The organism is Dokdonia donghaensis DSW-1 (assembly GCF_001653755.1).
GTDB classification, from domain to species: domain Bacteria; phylum Bacteroidota; class Bacteroidia; order Flavobacteriales; family Flavobacteriaceae; genus Dokdonia; species Dokdonia donghaensis.
Window position 1 is genome coordinate 2,357,483 of record NZ_CP015125.1, and the last position, 23,043, is coordinate 2,380,525.

Sequence of the window (23,043 nt, forward strand, 5' to 3'; positions counted from 1 at the left end):
TGGGTATTATTCCGCTTTCGCGAAAGCGTAAACTAAAAAAAACGAGACACATAATGTATCTCGTTTTTTTATAACTATCTATTTCTGTTTTAATCTATCGTAGTTTTGGAAAACTTGATGGATTTGCTTCGTGCATCATTCCATAAATCTTTTCAAAAATATCATCTGCAGATGGTTTTGAGAAGTAATCACCATCCGTACCATATGCTGGTCTATGCTGTTGTGCAGCGAGTGTTTCTGGCTTACTGTCAAGATATTTATAAGCATTTTGTTTGTTAAGTACTTCATCAAGAAGATATGCACTTGCTCCTCCGGGCATATCTTCATCTATTACAATAAAGCGATTTGTTTTCTTTATACTCTTAACGACATCGTGATTAAGGTCAAAAGGTAGTAGTGATTGTGCATCTATAACTTCTACATTAATACCTACAGATAGAAGATCTTTTGCTACCTCCATAATAATACGCAACGTACTACCGTACGATAAAATTGTTATATCTGTACCTTCTTTTACAGTCTCTACAACACCTATAGGTGTTTTAAATTCTCCTATATTAGTAGGTAAGTTTTCTTTAAGTCTATAGCCATTAAGACACTCTACAACTAGTGCAGGTTCATCACTTTCTAAAAGCGTGTTATAAAAACCTGCTGCTTTTACCATATTACGTGGTGTAAGCACATACATACCTCTTAACAAGTGTATAATCGCTCCCATTTGAGACCCACTATGCCAGATACCCTCTAGTCTGTGACCTCGAGTACGCACTATAAGTGGTGCTTTTTGTTTACCGTGAGTTCTATATCTTAATGTTGCAAGGTCATCACTCATTATTTGGATTGCATACAGTATGTAATCTAAATATTGAATCTCTGCAATAGGGCGGAGACCTCTCATAGCCATACCAATACCTTGACCTATAATTGTTGCCTCTCGTATACCTACATCTGCTACGCGCAGTTCACCATACTTTTCTTGCATTCCCTCAAGACCTTGGTTTACATCACCTATAGCTCCTGCATCTTCTCCAAAAACTAATGTGTTAGGATACTTTGCAAAAATTGCATCAAAGTTATCTCGTAGTACTACACGACCATCTACTAGGTTTTCTTCTCCGTAAGTAGGAGCAATAGCAGGTACAGACGTTGCACCATTACCATTCTCATTATATAGATGAGCACTGTATTGAGGCTGTATTTTTGCTGTGTAGTTATCTATCCACTCTATGAGTTGCGTTCTAGCTGGAGTATCTTCTCCTATTGTATATCTGAGTGCCTTACGAGCTGTGCCTAGTAAGTCAGATTTAAGAGCCTCTTTATTATCTATAAGATCGCTTAGTAGCGGTTTTATAAAACTCCCGTTACTAGAATTACTTATGAGTGTTTCTAATATGGTGACAATTTTCTGCTTTTCTTTTTTTATAGGGTGTAAAAATGCTTCCCAAGCAGCTTTTTTACCATCTCTTACCTTTTTCTTAAGGTCTTTATCTATCACCTTAAGCTCTTCATCTGTAGCGAGCCCTTGATCTATAATCCAGGTTCTAAACTGTACATTACAGTCAGACTCACGCTCCCATTGTAATCTATCTTGATCTTTATAACGCTCGTGTGATCCAGACGTAGAGTGTCCTTGTGGCTGTGTAAGTTCTACCACGTGTACTAAAACAGGTACGTGCTCTTTACGAGCAATAGCACCAGCACGTTCATAAGCATCTACTAGGGCAGGGTAGTCCCATCCTTTTACTTTTATAATCTCATAACCATTATCTTCTTCATCACGCTGGAAGCCTGCAAGAATTTTTGAGATACTTTCTTTCGTAGTTTGGTGTTTAGCGTGTACTGAGATACCATACTCATCATCCCATACACTTATTACCATAGGTACCTGTAGTACACCAGCAGCGTTTATGGTTTCAAAAAATAAACCTTCACTAGTACTTGCGTTACCTATTGTTCCCCAGGCTACTTCATCACCGTTGTTTGAGAAGTTTTCACCTTGAGCTTCTTTTACATTTCTGTAAATCTTTGATGCTTGTGCAAGACCTAATAACCTAGGCATTTGGCCAGCAGTAGGTGAGATATCAGAACTTGAGTTCTTTTGTTGTAGTAAGTTTTTCCAATTTCCATCTGGGTCAAGACTATGCGTGGCAAAATGTCCACCCATTTGCTTCCCGGCACTCATAGGGTCAAAAGCGATATCTGTATGAGCATAAAGACCTGCAAAAAACTCTTCTATAGAGAGATGATCTATGGCCATCATAAATGTTTGATCACGGTAGTACCCTGATCTAAAGTCACCATTTTTAAAAGCACGTGCCCAAGCAAGCTGTGGTAATTCTTTACCATCTCCAAAAATACCAAACTTCGCCTTACCTGTAAGTACTTCTCTTCGGCCTAAAAGGCTACACTCTCTACTCGTTACCGCTATGCGATAATCATTAAGAACAGATTGTTTAAAATCTTCATAAGATAAAGCTGCTTTTGTATCTAGGTTACTTGCCATATGTACATATTGGATTTAAGACGTAAAAATAGCCAAAAGTTTGTCGTGATGCAATACCCCTAGGCGTTAAAAAGTTGTAAAATTCATACCAAAAAGTAATTTATATAGATGTATATTTAAAAATATGCAATAATTATCTTTTCTGTTGAGGATTTATCAATTTTAAAACCAATAAAAACACTATCTAATACCACTTACGTGAAAACAGCCCAATGACCGTATCTACACTTAGTTGAAGTTGAAATCTTATTTTTTGATCATAATTGGGTTGACCAATTTCCCATCCAAGATTTGAATATATAGGAAAATACAACTCAAAGTAGTCATCTAGTAAACTTACTTGTATACCAGAATCATAGACCAGCTTGCCATTTGCTCTTTTGTTTTTTACAACACCAACGTCTCCATAAGCATAGAAGTATTTCCACAAAGTTGTACTTGCATTTGCTGTAAACATCCACTCATTTGCAAAAACGGGTGCCACATCATCTAGTTGTGATTTAAAACCACCTTCTGCTATGATTATTTGTTGAGAGAATACCCCGCTATTTTCTGAACGGCCATAATAATTATAGTCAAATAAATAATCTGTAGGTCTATCTAATGCAAAACTAAAAAAGTCACCATCAGACTGTGTTTTATTATAGGTAAATATCCCGCCAAACAAGCGCACATTGAGTTGTCTATTGTTTAAGAATAAACGTCTGTAAAAGATGTTACCAGAAAGCTTTCCAAAATTTCGAGCAAATTGCACATCACCCATAAGATTAAGTGTGTGAATAATACCTGGATTAAACCGACTATATCTTAAATTAAGTACATCATAATTAGGTGTAGGCAGCGGTACTAGTGGGTCTTCTTGACGCTGCACACTCACATACCTTGCAGACACAAATTGACGCTTATCTGCTCGTAAATTTGAAGTTCTAAACCTCAAATTTACAAATGGAGTTACCCTAGTAAACAATAAATCTGGAGCATAAGAAAATCTATTGCCAGAAATGCCATAGCGCAGTCCATAAAGCCCTTGGTTTTGAAAATCGTGTCGGTATGATATAGAGGCACTACCTATGAGCTTTTTTGATTTGAGCCCTATCTGTGGTTCTATTTTATAGTTAAGTGCTTTTGTAAGTAATGTTTTATTATACAATTTTACTCCTGGAGAAAAACCATCATAGAGGTTAAACTCTGCCACAGGCATAAAGAATAACTGGTTTTTTGAAGGGTTTTCAAAATCCTGGAAGAACTTAAATTGCAATGGCTTATCAATACCCAAAAATGCTCCAGGCTTCTCATAATTATTACGCAAGTTATTTTCTGGGACTATATTCTCATAATTAAGGACAAAACGGTCTGCGTTGTCAGTGGCGTAGGAAAGCGTAGTATCCCTCTCCTTTCCAGATACCCAGCGTGTGCTTGTAAGGCTGTCATCTTTAAAACTATAAACAGGTATAGGAGTTTTACGTCTTTTTTTATTCTTTACAGTAACATATATAGAATCTCCTTTTACTTTAGAGTTTTTTAGGGCATAATCTATACGCTCATTTGATGTGATATACTCATCAAAAAACCAACTCACATCCTTGCTGCTCTTAGACCTTACTAGTGTTTTAAAATTATTTGATCTTGTAGGCTTTAATGCATTCTCCTCGTAAAAAATTTTAATAACGTCATCTAGTACCTCGTCGCCTAAATACTCATTAAGATAATTAAGACCGACACCGCTTTTATAAGAATACCCTATGTTTTTATTGTACTTAATAAGCTTATCATAAGGAGTATCTAATCCTTGATCAAGATTAAGTCTAGAGATATGAGTATATAGAATAGGGAATTGATCATTAAACTCAAGTTTAGACGCATAAAACTGGCGTACGAGCCAGTATTTATCAAGACCGCCTACAACTTTAAGATCAGGGTAAAACGTATCAATATATTTTTGAAGCATATAGACTTTGAGTCCATCTATGAGCCACCTATCTTCACGTAGGTTTACAAGTAGTGTATTATTAATATAATTATTAATAGTAGTCTTGAGCAGTTTGATTTCATACTTAAAGCCATCTGGAAAAGGACTAATAAAGCTAGGTAACTCATTAAGTCCATAAACTGGCTGCTCTTTGTAATCAAGATCTGTAACCAGTATTTTATTAAAAGGATATGCTCCTAGATTTTTATCTAGAAAGCCTGCTATGCGGTCTGTAATAAGGGCCCTTATTTGAGGTGGTAATGTGCCATTTTGTAAGTTTGAAACTATAGTTACATAATCTGTTTGTACCTCTTCATAAGTAGAGTTTTTGAGAAGAAATATTTTGGCATCTGTACGCTGTTTACCCGTAAGGCGTGTTAACTTTTCGCCTTGAGAGTATGAAGAACCTTGTGAAGACTTTTCTAAATCTGTAACAAGCGTAAACCCAACCGGAATAGAAAAACTAACCGTAATATCAGACTGCGGAAAATATCTATCATTAAGATTTTTGTTACTATAATATTGCCACCCATTATCATAAACTGACGGTGTCATAAACCAGTACCTCAAGTTATAGTCACCGCCGCGAGTTATACCATAATCAGTAAATTTTGCATCTGGTAGGGTAACGGTATACTGTAAATTTAAAATAACCGTTTCGCCAGCAGGTACAGGTATTTTTAAAATCACTTTTATAATGTCTGGAAAGCCTTGTGGTCTTGTATACTGCAGGATAGACCCCTGGCCAGAGATGGCCTTTACGGCTGTAAACCCACGTTCATTATCTGGAGCGAGGTGGAATTTTTTTTCAAAAGATTCGGCAAATCTTTTTGCTAGGGGAGTGGTCTTGCTAGAGAAACTATGCGCCCAGTCTGTGAGATAAACTTCCTCCCAAACATCTGTAGACGTGTTTTGTACAGCAATTTGCTGTTGTATTGTTATAGATCTCTCATCTGGCTGTAATTGAGCATTTATGGTCATCGCATTCTGACCTATCGCTACATAGCTAGATACAATCAAAAATAGAAGTGAGTAAAAATGTTTCAATATAGATGTAAATGGGGTTTAATATAAAAACGAATACAAAGGAGATTTATGATACATTCAGAACTAGAATATTGATTAAATCTCCTATTGTAATTGTAAGAGTCTTTTAATGTGTGGGTTACGCTTTCGCGAAAGCGTAATACTACTAGAAATTAGGACTTAACTGATACTCGTCATAGAAGTTATTGAGCACCTCAATCACCTCGTCAGACGTGTCTACAAGATGAATAAGATCCATATCTCCAGCACTTATATTGTTAAAAGAGTCAAGTAGAGTTTCTTTTACCCAGTCCATTAAACCTCCCCAAAACTCAGTACCCACAAGGATAATAGGAAACTTCTGAATTTTATGCGTTTGTATAAGTGTGATTGCTTCAAAGAGTTCATCTAGCGTACCAAATCCTCCTGGCATTACTACAAAACCCTGAGAATACTTAACAAACATTACTTTTCTTACAAAGAAGTAATCAAAGTCTAAGCTTTTATCGCTGTCTATATATGGGTTGTCGTGTTGCTCAAATGGCAGTTCTATATTAAGCCCTACAGAGGTTCCTCCGGCAAGATGTGCACCGCGGTTACCAGCTTCCATAATACCAGGCCCTCCACCTGTGATGACTCCGTAACCGTTATCTGCAATCTTTTCGGCAACCTCTACGGCTAGTTTGTAATATTTGTGGTCTGGTTTCGTACGTGCACTTCCAAAAATGGATACACAAGGCCCTATACGGCTCATTTTTTCAAAACCATTTACAAATTCACCCATTATTTTAAATATGGCCCAAGAGTCGTTTGTTTTTTTCTCGTTCCAACCTTTTGGTCTACTTTCGTTGCGCATTCTAGTATTTTTATATTGTTAGTAAGACGTTTTTGCTATGTAAGCGTTACGTCTAGTTCATTTCTTTTTTTAAGAACTCAGCTGTGTAGCCTTTATTCTTTTTAATTATTTGTTCTGGCGTACCTACGGCCACTACCTCGCCACCGCCTTTACCACCTTCATAACCTATATCAATTATATAATCTGCCATTTTTACAACATCCAGATTGTGCTCAATGATAAGAATGGTGTTTCCTTTATCTACAAGCTTATTAAGAACTTCCATTAATACTCGTATATCTTCAAAATGGAGTCCCGTAGTAGGCTCATCTAATATATAAAAAGTATTGCCAGTATCACGCTTACTAAGCTCTGAAGCCAGCTTGATACGTTGTGCCTCTCCACCAGAAAGGGTAGTACTTTGCTGTCCTAGAGTTATATAGCCTAACCCTACATCTTTTATGGTTTTTAACTTTCGGTGTATTTTTGGGATGTTTTCAAAGAAGTCTGTCGCCTCATTCATCGTCATTTCTAGTACATCTGCGATAGATTTTCCCTTATAACGTATCTCAAGTGTCTCTCTATTAAAACGTTTACCTTGGCAGGTCTCACATTCTACATACACATCTGGTAGAAAATTCATCTCTATAACCCTAAGGCCACCACCTTTACAAGTCTCACACCTACCTCCTGTAACGTTAAAACTAAAACGTCCAGGCTTATAGCCTCTTATAAGTGCTTCTGGAGTTTTTGCAAATAGACTACGTATCTCATCAAAGGCCTTTGTATAAGTAGCGGGATTTGATCTAGGCGTTCTACCTATAGGTGATTGATTTATATCTATAACCTTGTCACATTCATCTAGACCCTTTATACTCTTATAGGGCATAGGTTTCTTTACGCCATTAAAGTAATGTGCATTCATAATAGGGTAGAGGGTCTCATTAATAAGCGTAGACTTACCACTACCAGAAACACCGGTGACCGCTATCATTTTACCTAGCGGTATTTTTATAGATACATTTTTGAGATTATTACCAGTAGCACCTTTAAGCTCTATAAATTTCCCGTTTCCTTTTCTACGTTTTTTAGGGATGGTAATTTCCTTCTCTCCATTGAGATATTGTGCAGTAAGAGTGCTGTGGTTTAACAGTTCTTGTGGTGTTCCTTCACTTATAATCTCACCTCCATAATTACCAGCTTTGGGACCTATATCTATCACGTGATCTGCACGCTCTATCATATCCTTATCGTGCTCTACAACTATCACAGAATTTCCTATATCTCTAAGTGATACAAGAGAGTTTATAAGCTTCTCATTATCTCGCTGGTGGAGCCCTATACTGGGCTCATCTAGAATGTAAAGTACACCTACAAGTTGTGAACCTATTTGAGTAGCTAGACGTATACGTTGTGCTTCTCCACCAGAAAGAGACTTAGAGCTTCTGTTTAAGTTTAAATAGGTGAGACCTACATCTACAAGGAATTGTATTCTTGATTTTATTTCTTTTATAATTTCAGAGCCTATCTTGAGTTGCTTTTCTGAAAGTCTTGAGTCTACCGTTTCAAACCAGTCTTTAAGCTCAAGAATATCCATAGATGCGAGGTCTGCAATACTCTGGTTATCTACTTTAAAATAAAGAGATTCTTTACGTAATCGTGATCCCTCACACACTGGACAAGCTACTTTATTCATATAGCTTTTTGCCCATCTTACGAGAGAAGTAGACTCACTATCTTTATAGGTACTTTCTATAAAATTTGCGACACCTTCAAAATCTATTTTATAATCTCTTGTAACTCCTAGTTGTTTTGAAGAAACAGAAAACTTCTCATTACCTCCGTAAAAGATAAAGTCCATCGCCTCTTGTGGGATGCGTTCTATGGGGTCTGTAAGTTTAAAGTCAAAACGCTCTGCGATGAGCTGTAACTGTTTAAATATCCAGTTGTTCTTTTTTGGACCGTGTGGGTCAAGCCCTCCGGCATTTATAGACTTTTTAGGGTCTGGAACAATCTTTTTTGGGTTTACCTTATAAAGTTCACCTATACCGTTACAATTAGGACAAGCACCCTTAGGCGAATTAAAAGAAAAATTATTAGGCTCAGGATTAGGGTATGAGATGCCAGAAGTAGGGCACATCAGGTTACGGCTAAAATAGCGTACCTCTTGTGTATCGTGATCTAGTACCATAAGTACATCATCACCGTGATACATCGCAGTATTTATACTTTCGCGCAAGCGTTTACTATCCTCATCACTTTTTTTAACCTGCATACGGTCTATCACAATCTCAATGTCGTGCACCTTGTAGCGGTCCACCTTCATTCCTTTTGTAATATCACGTACTTCACCATCTACACGCACTTTTACAAATCCCTGCTTTGCAATTTGTTCAAAAAGCTCCCTATAATGCCCCTTACGAGAGCGTATGGTAGGAGCGAGAATATTTATACGCTTACCCTCATAACTCTCTGTAATGAGCTCCTGTATTTGCTCATCACTATAGCTCACCATTTTCTCCCCCGTATTGTACGAGTAAGCATCTGCTGCACGGGCATAGAGTAGGCGTAAGAAGTCGTAAATCTCTGTAATAGTCCCCACGGTAGAACGCGGGCTTTTACTTGTGGTTTTTTGCTCAATGGCAATTACTGGAGATAAACCTAAAATTTGATCTACATCTGGACGCTCTAATCCACCCAGAAATTGTCTAGCATAGGCCGAAAAGGTCTCAATATAACGGCGTTGTCCCTCTGCATAAATGGTATCAAAAGCCAGCGAACTCTTACCACTACCCGAAAGACCGGTAATAACAACCAGTTTTTCTCTAGGTATCATTACATCAATATTCTTTAGGTTATGAGCGCGAGCACCATATACTTCAATACGTTCTTCTTGTTCTATCATAGAATTTTAGGCAAGTAACAAATTTACCGCTTTAAGGCTTAATTAGAAAGTGAGTACTACTATAAGAGATTGTTAATATTAATGCCTGCAGCGTGGTTTTTTTACGCTTTCGCGAAAGCGTGATTCTACCCCATAAAACTATATGAAATTGCAAGATATTTTTTTAAAACAATAACGGAATAAGACGGTAGGTTGTCTTCTTATATGCTTTATAGGTTGCTCCAAAATGACTTGACAACAGTTGCTCTTCTCTATAAATCTTTAAAACTAGAACTACGACAAGTGCTATATATAGCATTGAATTTATAATACTCAAAGGAATAAAAGCAGCTGGGATAAAAAATAAGAGAATGCCTGTATACATAGGATTGCGCAAGATTTGATAAGGACCACGGCTTACTAAAGCCTCAGATTTAACCTCTGGCTGAATATTAAAATTACCGATACGCATTGCAAGCACTCCCCACAAAACTATCGCAAACCCACAGACCTTAAAGAGCAAGGGTATACACTCCACACTAAAACTTGCTGAATTGTAGAGTAGGGGGCTATGAGTAAACCTTGAGCAATAACGAGTAGTAATGAAAATCGAGACACGATAAGAAATTTACTAGGGTTTTGTGTATTAAAAAAGGGTTACGATAACGTAACCCTTTTGATTGTTTTATAATCCGTAGATGTCATTATAAAGATGAACGTAGTTCTCTTTAATGATTTTACGTTTAAGCTTCATAGTAGGAGTGAGGTGACCACTCTCTACCGTCCAGGCATCTGGAGTAAGTCTAAAGGCTTTTACCTTTTCCCACTTTGCAAAGCTCTCGTTTGCCTCGTCAACTTCTTTTTGGTAACGTGCTTGAACTTCTGGATTTGCAATGAGATCTTTTTGTGAGGTGTAAGTCACATTTTTCATCTTTGCCCAGTCTTCTAGGAACTCAAAATTAGGTTGTATTAATGCAGCTGGCATTTTTTGCCCTTCACCTATTACCATTATTTGCTCTATAAAACGTGATTGCTTAAATCTGTTTTCTAATAATTGTGGTGCAACATATTTACCACCAGATGTTTTAAACATTTCCTTCTTACGATCTGTAATTTTAAGGAAACCATCTTCATCTATATGACCTATATCACCCGTGTGGAAGTAGCCATTTTTAAGGACTTCGTTTGTCTTTTCTGCATCTTTATAATAACCTAGCATTACATTAGGTCCTTTTACAAGGATCTCTCCGTCTTCTGCTATTTTTACTTCTACGTCCTTTATAAGCTTTCCTACAGTACCTATTCTAAAATTGCCACCTCGCATATCATTTACAGAACATACTGGTGATGTTTCGGTAAGACCGTAACCTTCCATAACACCCATCTGCGCAGCATTGTATATTCTAGCTAGACGTGGTTGTAGTGCAGCACTACCAGAAGCAATCACTTTAAGATTACCTCCTAATGCCTCTTGCCATTTTGAAAAGATTAATTTACGGGCAATAGCAAGCTTACGCTCATATAACCATCCATTTTTACCATATGGCTCATATTCTAAACCTACATCTACAGCCCAGAAAAATAGTTTTTTCTTTATACCTGTAAGATCTGCTCCCTTTGCAATAATCTTGTCGTATACTTTCTCTAGTAGTCTAGGTACAGCTGTCATAATCTCAGGTTTTACCTCCTTAAGGTTGTCTGAGATAGTCTCTAGCGACTCTGCAAAGTAGATCGCAACGCTGTTGTATTGATACAGGTACGTAATCATACGCTCATATATGTGACAAATAGGTAGAAAGCTCAATGCCTTTATACCTTCTCCTGCAGTAGGTACACGTTCTGTACTTGATATAGCGTTACTCACAATATTTCTATGCGATAGCATTACACCTTTAGGTCTACCAGTAGTTCCAGAGGTATAAATAAGCGTAGCAAGGTCATCTGTCTTTACAGAATCCATAAGCGCTTGTACTTCTGGTTGATTACTATCATTTGCTCCTTGATCTAAAACCTGTTGCCAGTTATCACAACCGTCTATATCATCAAAAGAGTATACCCCTTGTAATGATGGTACTTTATCCTGAGCTTCTCTAACTTTTGCTAGTGTTTCTGTACAAGAAACAAATACATATTTACTCTCAGAGTGGTTTAATACATAGGCATAATCTTCTGCAGAGATAGTAGGGTACATAGGCACGTTTTGAGCGCCTATTTGTAAGATACCTACATCACAAATATGCCATTCTGTACGGTTAGTCATCGAGATAACCGCTATTTTATCATTAGGTTTTACTCCTAATCGTAATAGACCTCTACTAAAAGCATTTGCTTTATCAATATATTCTTGCGTAGATGTCTTAATCCATTCTCCATTTACTTTCGTACAAAGGGCATCTGGCAGGTTGTTTGTTTCCAGTTGATGATAAGGAAAGTCAAATAATCTAGTAATTTCCATAAGTGTCATTTAATTCGGTGACAAAATATGAAAAAATGCACGGTTTCTATTGAGATATTCTTAAAATAAGGCAGTAATTTTTACAATTTGGAGATATTGTATTGATTTTCTTTAAGATGCGTTTTAGACTTAATTCTTGACTATTTTGAAAATTGCACTATTTTCAAGAGTTTTAAGCTCCAAAAAGTAAATTCCAGCGGTAAGGCTACTGTAATCTATAAAAGCATTTCCTTGTTGTTTTGTTGGTTTTAAAACTTCCTGTCCTAATACATTGTATACAATAGAACTATAAGATGGTAGCGTAGTACGTATAGTTAGTATGTCTTTAACAGGGTTAGGGAATAACTTAAATGCGGCTTTCAAATCAACTTCTTCTACCTGAAGCGACTCATCTGTCACCAGTAAAAATGAAAGATCATCAAAATAAAAACCATCTCTTGTAACACCACCATCAGAAACCAGTGTAAAGCGAGCCATTATAACCTCTCCAATATATTCACTCAGGTCTATCTCTTCATAAACCCATTCATCTTGTACGCCATCATAAAGAGGTTGTCCTATAGTTTGTGCATTTGTGCCAGCACTCGTGTAATTACCACATTGAGGCTCCCAAGTGCTACCATTATCTGTAGATATTTCAAACTGCACATAGTCCCAGGTGCTTTCTATATCCCATCTCGTATAAAATGATACCATTGCAGCAGTCCCTGAAGAGAGATCTATAGGGTTAGACAACGATATTACACTATTTTGATTATTTGAATAATTACCAGAAGGTGAGTCTGTAATAGAAGATGAAGGAGAGACAAACGTAGTATTTGTAACTCCCCAAGTTGTATTTTCATAATTACTTAAATCGTTAGCTTCATCTGTAAATACATTATTTATTGCCCCATATATTTTAGTAATACGTATAGCATTGTCATAAAATCCATTATTAATAACTAAATCAAACTCAATTTGGTCACCAGCAACTACATCTTCGGTTAACGTATAGTTTATGGTTCCTGATACTGTTTCTAGAGGCGCAACATTTGTAAAATTTTCGGCATCACCATTACTTATGATATTACTTGAGACAGGATTGAAACTAATAGTAAAATCACCTGTACTATCAACTCCTAGACGCTTTAAATTAAATGAAGTTGAGAGGTTTGTACTCTCTCCTACGAGTGTATTTGTAGTTTCTACGAGAGCACCATAATTTGTAGCCATCTGTGCAGCCGTAAGATTCATAAACATCATAGCCTGAGAGGTAGTTATAATATCACTTGCTGGTGGCCAGAAAGAAGTCCCTATCTCTGGTGTAAAGGCAAAAATCTTATCGTGTGTACCCACAGTACCGTACATAAAATCATCACTCTCACCTGCAAAGGGGTTATCTCTTATAGGGGTATAACCGTTTAGAGAAGTTAATTCTGCACCGATACCTTGATACAATCCATCATCTGCTGTTGCTACATCTGCATAGCCAAATGGATAATACAACAACTCACCAAAGGTGTGATTATTAAGTGCCAGCACAAAGTTGTGTTGCTCTACAAACCATTTTATAGCTTGGTTTTCTATCTCAGAAAAGGGACCTGTACCGTGATAAGTATTAGAGTTAGGGTTACTAGAGGAGCCAGCCCCACCCCACGAGCCATTATTAGGATCGCCATTAATGTGGTAGTCATAATTTCTATTGTTATCTACACCGTTACCATTCTTTCTATTTTTACGCCATAGTCCGCCGCCGTTTGGGTCTGTAATTTGGTTATATAGATAACCGTCTGGATTAATAACGGGTATAAAATATAGTTCTGTATTATTAACTATAGATTGTACTTCAAGATCACTTTCATAATTTTCTAGTAAATACCACATATAATAAACAAGCTGCATAAGTGACATAGGCTCTCTAGCGTGATGTATAGCTGTATATAAAACCTCTGGTTCTGTCTCGTCTACATTAGGATTATCACTTATTTTAAGCCAGTAAATAGGGTTTGAGCCTATAGATGGCGTTACAGATGTATCTGGCTGACCTTCTGTAAGAAAATCACTTATTTGTGCCTTAGTAGTTATAAGATTAGGATAAAGAGCTGCCATAGCGTCTACCTCGTCTAAAAATTCTTGATAAGTAAGATATCCTCCCATAGAACCTTGATTAAAATTTTCTGGAGTAGGGTAGTTGTTATTACTTGTCGTACAGTTTGTGTTCTGTGATTCTGATCTCATATGCTCATTTTGAGACCTATAATGGGCGGCTACATCATTGATAATGATTTCTACATCATATCCATTTTGTCTTGCAATGGCAATTTCATCTGTTGAGAAGTCTGAGATTATATATGTACCCTCCTTATGTATACCGTGATCTGAAGCAATATCAAGGCTTTTAAGTTGAGTGAGAGTTTGATTTCCAGAAAATGAAATCTTAGCCTTGTGATATATTGTTGGGTTTTGTTGCGCTTTCGCGAAAGCGTAAATACATAATACACAAAGTATGCTGAGTAATTTTTTCATCAAGGTTTCTTTAAAGCGGTAGCGCTTATAAAGATATAACACTTATAGACTTGAATTTCCTACTTGAGAGAGTATATTAAAAAAGCCCAAGCTTAAAAAGCTTGGGCTTAAGGTTATCCACTATTTTAGAGGGAATTATAGGGATAATTTATGTAATAATTTTTCAGCCACTAACTCAGATGATGCTGGGTTTTGACCTGTGATAAGAAGTCCATCTTCTACAGCAAACTCACCCCAGTCTGCAACCTTCTCATAGTTTGCACCATTTGCCTTAAGCATATCCTCTACTAAGAATGGTACTACATCTGTAAGCTGTACAGCTTCCTCTTCAGAATTTGTAAAGCCTGTTACCGTTTTTCCTTTTACAAGTGGAGACCCATCTTCATTTTTTGTGTTCTTGAAGATAGCTGGTGCGTGACATACAGCAGCTACTGGCTTATTATGAGCATAGAAACTCTCTATAAGAGCAATTGAATTTTTATCTTCTGCAAGGTCCCATAATGGCCCGTGACCCCCTGGGTAAAATACCGCGTCATAATCTTCTTGACTAACCGTCTCTAGCTTAATAGTAGCGGCAAGTTTATCTTGCGTTTCTTGATCTGCAAAGTATCTTTTGGTTGCAGGTGTTTGTGCGTCTTCTGTATTACTTTTTGGGTCTATAGGTGGTTGTCCACCTTTAGGCGAAGCAAGTGTGATGTCTACACCTTTGTCCTTAAGTAGGTAATATGGAGCAGCAAACTCCTCTACCCAAAATCCAGTTTTTTCTCCTGTGTCTCCTAAGTCTTCGTGACTTGTTAAAACAAATAGTACCTTTTTCATAGTATTTTCTTTTTTTGATTCTACATTAGTTAAAGTAGTTACTTCGGTTTCATTTGCTTGTTTACAAGACAATGCAACCGCAAGTAATACAATCGCTGTGAGCGTTTTTTTCATTTGTATCAATTTCTTAATACAAAAATACAGGGCTCAATTCTTCAAAAAATTGATTTATGATAATAAAAGGGGTTTTTAACTATCCTTTAGCAATTTCCTTGCGTATACGGCTTAAGCTTTCGGTAGTTATGCCTAAGTAAGATGCAATATGGTAGTTCTTTACTGTTTTTTCTATAGTAGGGTAGGTGGTAATAAAACTGTGGTAACGCTCCCTGGCAGATAAGGAGATATTACCCAGAATACGCTTCTGAAAACTAGCAAAAGCTCCTTCCATTTTCTTTCTAAAAAAGGATTCTAGCGATGGGATGTTCTCGTAGAGATTATCTAATTTTTCCTTAGGTAATTTATAAATCACCGCATCTTGAAGACACTCTATAGTGACAATGGCCGGTGCCTTTGTAAAGTATGCTGTATAGTCACTTATCCACCAGTCATTTATGGCAAACATAAGTGTGTGTTCCTTACCCACAGTATCTGTAAAATAGGAGCGTAGACAGCCACTATGCACATAGTATTGATCTATTACAACCTGGTTTACATCTATAAGAATTTCTCCTTTTTTTACTTCAATGCGCTCCATCCCTTGATTTATAAGGTTTACGGCTATAGTATCAAGATCTACGTTCTTAAAAATTTGCGTTATGATATTTTGATTTTCCAGAATTATAAAGTGTGTGGTTTGAGTAAATATACGCTTTCGCGAAAGCAAAATAAAAACTCCCACAATCTTTAAAAGAGCGTGGGAGTTTTAAATATGTTTTGACTTAAAATTAAGAGTTTTTCTCAACCCAAAGCCTCGCATTTACAAATGCCTCTAGCCAAGGACTTACCTCATCTGTGTGTGGAGTAGGGTAGTGTGCCCAGTTCCAAGGGAAGGTAGAGCGCTCTATGTGTGGCATAGTTGCAAGGTGACGCCCTGTGGTGTCACAAATCATTGCGGTATTAAAGTCAGATCCATTAGGATTTGCAGGGTATCCTTCATAGCCATAGGTTGCTACAATATCATAAGCATCTTTGCCCATAGGTAAATTAAATTTACCTTCTCCGTGAGATATCCATACGCCTAGCGTAGTACCTTCTAGTGAAGATAACATTACACTGTTATTCTTTTCAATTTTTACAGAGGTAAAATTGCTCTCGTGCTTGTGACTATCATTATGAGACATCTTTGCAAGTTGCTTATGCTCTGGATTGATAAGGTCTAATTCTAAAAACAACTGGCAACCATTACAAATACCTACAGAGAGCGTATCCTCACGAGCAAAGAAATTTTTAATCGCTTTATTTGCCTTCTCATTATATTTTATAGCTCCTGCCCAACCCTTTGCAGAGCCGAGTACATCACTATTTGAAAAACCACCTACAGCTCCTAAAAACTGGATGTCTTCTAGCGTCTCACGTCCTTCTATTAAGTCTGTCATATGCACATCCTTAACATCAAAACCAGCTAGGTACATTGCATTTGCCATCTCACGCTCAGAGTTACTTCCTTTCTCTCTAAGTATAGCGGCTTTAGGTCTAGGTTTACCTGTGTCAAGTACTGGTTTTTTACCTGTAAAGTGTACAGGGAATGTATAATCTAGCGCTTGATTTTTATAGTTATCAAAACGATCTTGAGCAAGTCCATTTGCTGTTTGCTTGCTATCTAGTAAGAATGAAGTTTTAAACCAAGTATCACGTAGTGAACTCACGTTAAGACCCATCTCGACACCATTGCTCTTAATTACAAGCTCTGCGGTATCTGTTACATTTCCTATTTTAAAGAAGGCTACATTATTAGCTGCAAGGACATCTTCTACACCAGCATCTGCCTGAAAGACAACACCAGCATTTTCTGAGAAGAGTAATTTTATTAGATCTTGTTCTCCAATTTCTGTGAGATCAAGACTTGCACCAAGATTTGTGTCTGCAAAGCAAAGTTCGAGTAGTGTAGTTATAAGACCACCACTAGCTACATCGTGTCCTGCTTGTATTTTATTATCTTTTATTAACTCCTGTAATGTATTAAAGGCTGTTTTGAAGTTATCATCACTTACAACAGTAGGAGCTTCATTACCTATGCAATGGCATACTTGCGCAAAACTAGAGCCACCTAGTTTATGACTATCACCAGACATATTGATGTAATAAATAGCACCACCATCCTTTTGAAGCACTGGCTCTACTACTTGATTTATATTATTACAGCTACCTGCGGCACTTATCACAACGGTACCTGGAGCTATCACATCTCCATCTGGATATTTTTGCTTCATCGAGAGACTGTCTTTACCGGTAGGTACGTTTATACCTAGGTTAATAGCCATCTCAGATATAGCTTCTACTGCTTTGTAAAGTCTAGTATCTTCGCCCTCATTTTTACAAGGCCACATCCAGTTTGCAGATAGACTTACAGACTGTAATCCATCTGTAAGTGGTGCCCACACAATGTTTGTAAGAGACTCTGCGATACTGTTTTTACTACCAGCTACTGGGTTTATAAGTCCAGAAACAGGTGAATGGCCTATTGAAGTTGCAATACCTTCTGTACTCTTAAAATCCATAGCCATTACACCTACATTATTTAAAGGAAGTTGTAATGGTCCTACACATTGTTGCTTTGCAACTCTACCACCTACACAACGATCTACCTTGTTAGTAAGCCAGTCTTTACAAGCTACTGCTTCTAGCTGCAAGACCTGCTCTAAATAGTCGTGTATATTACCTAACTCATAAGTAGGCTCTTTATAATCACGTGCTACCGTAATATCTGTCATCACGGTTTTAGGCGAACTACCAAACATATCATCTAGGTGCAAATCCATAGGACTTTTTCCTGTGGTAGCACTTTTAAATGTAAACCTGTGATCTGTCGTCACGTCACCTACTTCATACATAGGAGATCTCTCACGATCTGCTATACGTTGTAATGTATCAATGTCTTCCTTTCCTATAACTAGTCCCATACGCTCTTGAGACTCATTACCTATAATCTCTTTTGCAGATAGAGTAGGGTCACCTACGGGAAGTTTGTCTAAATCTATAAGACCCCCAGTATCTTCTACAAGTTCTGACAGACAGTTTAAGTGTCCGCCAGCACCGTGATCGTGTATAGATACAATAGGGTTTACATCACTCTCCACCATACCACGTACAGCATTTGCCGCACGCTTTTGCATTTCTGGATTAGAGCGTTGTACGGCATTAAGTTCAATACCAGAGTCTAGAGCGCCTGTATCTGCACTTGATACTGCAGCACCACCCATACCTATTCTATAATTCTCACCACCTAGTATTACAATTTTGTCACCATCTTGAGGTGTATCTTTTAATGCCTGTTCTTTCTTCCCGTAGCCTATACCACCGGCTTGCATAATTACTTTGTCATAACCTAGACGTTGCCCATCTTCTTGATGCTCAAAAGTGAGCACTGAACCGGCTATAAGTGGTTGTCCAAATTTATTTCCAAAATCTGAAGCTCCATTTGATGCTTTTATGAGAAGGTCTATTGGGTTTTGATAAAGCCACTTTCTTTCTTCCATACCCTGTTCCCAAGGGCGGTCTTGCTCAAGCCTTGAGTAAGGCGTCATATACACAGCAGTACCTGCTAGCGGTAAAGATCCTTTACCACCTGCTAGTCTATCTCTTATCTCACCACCAGAACCTGTAGCCGCACCATTAAATGGCTCTACTGTAGTAGGGAAGTTGTGAGTCTCAGCTTTAATAGAAATCACAGATTCAAACTCTTTTTCTGTGTAGTAATCTGGTTTGTCTGCCGTATTTGGCGCAAACTGAGTGGCCTTAGGACCTTCTATAAAGGCAACATTATCTTTATAAGCAGAGACAATCGTATTCGGATTTTCGGCAGAGGTCTTTTTAATAAGCTTAAATAGGGAAGATGGCATTTCTTCGCCGTCTATTACAAACGTTCCATTAAAAATCTTGTGACGGCAGTGCTCAGAATTTACTTGGCTAAAACCAAAAACTTCAGAGTCTGTAAGTGGTCTTCCTATTTTGGCTGCTACACCTTCTAGATATGTCACTTCCTCATCACTTAGCGATAGTCCTTCTTTTTCATTATATGCGGCAATGTCTGTTATAGGGAGAATTTCTTCTGGTGTAACCTCAATATCAAAAATAGTTTGGTCTAATGATTCAAACTGTTGAGATATCATTGGGTCAAAAGTTGTTTCCGCTTTCGCGAAAGCGAACTCCTCAATTCTCACAATACCGGTAATACCCATATTTTGAGTAATCTCAACAGCATTAGTACTCCACGGAGTAATCATAGCTGCACGAGGGCCAATAAAAAAAGCGTCAATAGTAGACGCTTCAATTTGTGGGGAGTTGCCAAAAAGCCATACAAGCTTAGCAATATCTTCTTGTGTAAAGTCTTGTGTAGTTTGCACCGCATACACAGTGTTCTGAGGGTTACCAAAAAAGTGGATCATCCGAGTGGTTTTGTTGTGTGTTTTTGAAAAAGTAAAATTACTTAATATTTATTTATGTTAATGGTAGGAATTAAGGAGATTAAAATGTTTATTAAATGAGTTGTTAACCATAACCGTGAATAAACATTATTATATCGTATCTTTCTGATATACAACTATAAAAAATCCAAAAATGATAAGAAAATTACTTGCAATTTCTTTACTAGTAATGAGTATGTCGGTATTTGCACAAGAAACACAACCTGTTTCTACTGTAGGTACTGGAACTTATTTAGGTAAAACAGAACCCCTACGAGATTTCCCCACTCTTTCTTCAAGTCCAAGTTATGGATTTTCTGAACTCAATATTGTTGAAAATAACTTTGGCGTTTCACCTGGAGCGTCACAAAGTGCACTGCCGCTTAATGGTGATCCAGTAAGCCAGCGTACGATGGGAGAAAATATGAGCTACGCGCCCATAGTAAACTTTGATGGAGCAAATGCTTCTGAAGGCCAAGCTACACCACCAGATCCTTCTGGCGCTGTAGGACCTAATCACTATGTACAAGGTGTTAACCTTGTGATTAAAATATATGACAAAATAGGTAACCTACTAGCCGGACCTACATCATTAGGAGAATTTTTAGGTAATGGCGCAAATAATGGAGATCCCATTATAATGTATGATCAACTTGCAGATAGATGGTTTGTAAGCCAATTTCAAACATCTAACAATGCCTTAATTATAGGTATATCTGAAACTCCAGACCCTACAGGCGCTTATTTCTTATATGAATATCCACTAGATTCATTTCCAGATTATCCACACTATGCAATCTGGCCAGATGCATATTACCTTACATCAAACAAGAGTGGTGCAACCACATACGCATTAGACCGTGATGCATTACTTGCGGGTGAAGCAAACCCAGCAATACAAGGTTTTAATTTACCTGGTGTTATTGCAAATCCTAATACAGTATTTAGCCCAGAACCAGCGAACTTAACAGGATTTTCATTTCCTCAGGGTGATGTCCCAGGTTACATTGTTTATTTACAAGATGATGGTTGGGGTGCGGCTTTTGACCACCTTAAAGTATGGGAATTAGATATAGATTTTGATAATCCAGCAAACTCAACGGTATCTGCACCGTTAGAAATACCAACAGCACCTTTTGATTCGTTTTTTGCACCGTTTGGAGAAGGAGAGCTTGATCAGCCATTAACAAATCAAAAAATTGATATGCTAAGTGGAATTATTTCATATGCAGCAAATTATAGAACTTTTGAAGATCACAACTCTTGGCTTATCACCTTTAATGTCGATGTAAATAGTGATAATACGACTTCTGGAATACGCTGGATAGAGTTGCGAAATAGCGACACAGAGCCTTGGTCAATATTCCAAGAAGGAACTTATGCACCAGATGATGGTAATAGCAGATTTATGGGAAGTGGAGCAATGGATGCTCAGGGTAACATAGGTCTTGCTTTTAATGTAGGTGGTCCAGATCAAGAAGTAGGGATAAGCTATACTGGACGTTTTGACGGTGATGCACCTGGAGAAATGACGGCAGCTGAGCAAATCATAGTAGAAGGTGGAGGAATACAGTCTAATACAAACCGCTTTGGAGATTATTCTCACCTTACTATGGATCCAGACAATTTTACATTTTGGCATACATCAGAATATTTTTCTGCTGACAATTTTTGGAATACACGCATTGCGTCTTTTAATCTTTCTGCTGGTTTTGAAACAGATCTAGGTGTTCTTTCTATAGTAACTCCTGAAGATGGAGCCCTTACCAATGCAGAAACTGTAGAAGTTACCGTACGTAACTTTGGAACAGTAGCTCAAAGTGATATTCCTGTCACCTTAACCTTAGACGGTGTAGAGATTGCAAATGAAGTTATCGCTGGGCCTATTGAACCGGGTACTATTATAAATTACACATTTACTGCCACAGCAGATATGTCTACAGAAGGACAGACTTATATGCTTGAAGCTACAACTGGCTTATCTGGAGATCAGGCTGCTGTTAACGACTCTGCGATTAAAGAAGTAATGCACCTCTTTATGGCAGATGTAGGTGTTTCAACATTAGTCACCCCTATAGATGGTTCTGGACTTACTGCTGAAGAGACTGTTGTGATAGAAATTACCAATTTTGGATCACAAGATCAGACAGATTTCCCAGTAGAATATAGTATAAACAATGGTACTCCAGTAGTTGAAACTTTTACAGAAATACTTACTGCAGGAAGCACATCTACTTTTACATTTACAGCAACTGCAGATCTATCTGAATTAACAACGTATGATTTTTCAATAAAAACAGTTCTTAGTGGAGACCAAGATGCTTCAAACGACGAATTTCTAGCTTCAGTTGAAAATGACTATTGCCTCCCAGCAGCTTTAAACGGTTGTAATGTAGACGGTATCAAGCAATTTATTCTTAGTACTATAAGTGCAGATGATGGGGCTGATGGTTGTAATACTGAGCCAGACGGCAGCCCAGCTGGGTATGCAGATAGAACAGACCTTAGTACAGAATTAAGTAATCTTGCAGGATCAAATGTATATACATTAAGAGCAAGACAAAACTGGGGAGGCGGAGCCGGTGTTGAAGCGCTTTCTGTTTGGATTGATTTTAATGACAATGGAGGTTTTGAACCAGAAGAACAGCTTATAGCTGGTGAATTTTTTCAATCATCAAATGTACTAGAGGACTTTACGCTTACTATTCCTGAAGGAGCGGCTCTAGGTTCTCACAGACTTCGTGCAAAAGCAATTGATACATCTGCAAATGGTGATATAAATAATCCTTGTAGTGATTTTTCATTTGGAGAAGTACAAGATTATTCGGTGGTAATCACAGATCAACTTCAAACAGCAGATATCGGTGTAGTTGCTATCACAGCACCAGAGTCTGGTGTTGAGCTAGGTAATCAAGATGTTACCATCGAGATGTCTAATTTTGGTTCTTTAGAGCAAATTGATTTTGATGTACAGTATACTGTTAATGGAGGTACTCCAGTTGTAGAAACTATTGATACTGCAATAGGTCCTGGATCATCTATTTCTTATACTTTTTCACAGCAAGCAGATTTAAGCGAAATCACAACCTATGATATCGAAGCAAGAACATTACTTGCATTTGACTCTAATGGTACTAATAATGCGGCTACAACTACTGTGGAATCTACACTTACCGTAGACGATCTAAGTGTAGACTTTTCTGATCTCACGGTAACTAAACTTGAAAATAATAATTTTGATGTGATGCTTACTACAAATTTTGATGGTCGATTTTACGTAGGGTTGTCAAATATTTTGGGACAACAATTAAAGTATAAACCTATTGCAAAGGATGCAAACGGATATCGTGTCAACCTTGACTTATCTAGTATTTCTACAGGGATTTATGTTATTAAGGTAAATGACTTAAGAGGTAACTTTGTGAAAACAGCTAAAATTCTAGTTGAATAAAAGCAATTTTCAGCTTAAACAAAAAGGGATA

Annotated in this window: 11 protein-coding genes; 1 reads left to right on the top strand and 10 read right to left on the bottom strand. The window is 37.5% G+C overall.

Annotated features, from left to right (window positions below):
• Positions 1–94 precede the first annotated feature (94 nt).
• The 10 genes from I597_RS10390 to purL all read right to left on the bottom strand — a co-directional run bounded on the left by I597_RS10390 (position 95) and on the right by purL (position 19,543).
• Positions 95–2,503, bottom strand: a complete 2,409-nt coding sequence (locus I597_RS10390) for an alpha-ketoacid dehydrogenase subunit alpha/beta (protein WP_035324801.1) — start codon at positions 2,501–2,503, stop codon at positions 95–97.
• Between the two features lie 184 nt (positions 2,504–2,687).
• Complete coding sequence (locus I597_RS10395) at positions 2,688–5,519, bottom strand: gluzincin family metallopeptidase (RefSeq protein WP_236626626.1); 2,832 nt, start codon at positions 5,517–5,519, stop codon at positions 2,688–2,690.
• Between the two features lie 145 nt (positions 5,520–5,664).
• A complete protein-coding gene (locus tag I597_RS10400) occupies positions 5,665–6,354 on the bottom strand; it encodes an LOG family protein (protein ID WP_021779057.1) in 690 nt (229 codons plus the stop codon).
• A gap of 52 nt (positions 6,355–6,406) precedes the next feature.
• A complete protein-coding gene (uvrA, locus tag I597_RS10405) occupies positions 6,407–9,238 on the bottom strand; it encodes an excinuclease ABC subunit UvrA (RefSeq protein ID WP_035324799.1) in 2,832 nt (943 codons plus the stop codon).
• A gap of 163 nt (positions 9,239–9,401) precedes the next feature.
• The gene (locus I597_RS10410; protein ID WP_052111684.1) at positions 9,402–9,755 is read right to left on the bottom strand and encodes a methyltransferase family protein; all 354 of its coding nucleotides are present in this window, start codon (positions 9,753–9,755) and stop codon (positions 9,402–9,404) included.
• A gap of 147 nt (positions 9,756–9,902) precedes the next feature.
• Positions 9,903–11,672, bottom strand: a complete 1,770-nt coding sequence (locus I597_RS10415; protein WP_035328608.1) for an AMP-dependent synthetase/ligase — start codon at positions 11,670–11,672, stop codon at positions 9,903–9,905.
• Positions 11,673–11,801: 129 nt separating this feature from the next.
• Positions 11,802–14,180, bottom strand: coding sequence for a M14 family zinc carboxypeptidase (locus I597_RS10420; protein WP_052111682.1), 2,379 nt, complete (start codon positions 14,178–14,180; stop codon positions 11,802–11,804).
• 135 nt (positions 14,181–14,315) lie between these two features.
• Entirely contained in the window at positions 14,316–15,113 is a 798-nt protein-coding gene (locus I597_RS10425; RefSeq protein WP_081964954.1) for a type 1 glutamine amidotransferase domain-containing protein, read from the bottom strand.
• Between the two features lie 79 nt (positions 15,114–15,192).
• Positions 15,193–15,837, bottom strand: a complete 645-nt coding sequence (locus tag I597_RS10430) for a Crp/Fnr family transcriptional regulator (RefSeq protein ID WP_236626625.1) — start codon at positions 15,835–15,837, stop codon at positions 15,193–15,195.
• A gap of 46 nt (positions 15,838–15,883) precedes the next feature.
• Complete coding sequence (gene purL / locus I597_RS10435) at positions 15,884–19,543, bottom strand: phosphoribosylformylglycinamidine synthase (protein WP_035324798.1); 3,660 nt, start codon at positions 19,541–19,543, stop codon at positions 15,884–15,886.
• Between the two features lie 172 nt (positions 19,544–19,715).
• Here purL and I597_RS10440 point away from each other — a divergent pair, with 172 nt between their 5' ends.
• Complete coding sequence (locus I597_RS10440; RefSeq protein WP_052111679.1) at positions 19,716–23,012, top strand: GEVED domain-containing protein; 3,297 nt, start codon at positions 19,716–19,718, stop codon at positions 23,010–23,012.
• Positions 23,013–23,043 lie beyond the last annotated feature (31 nt).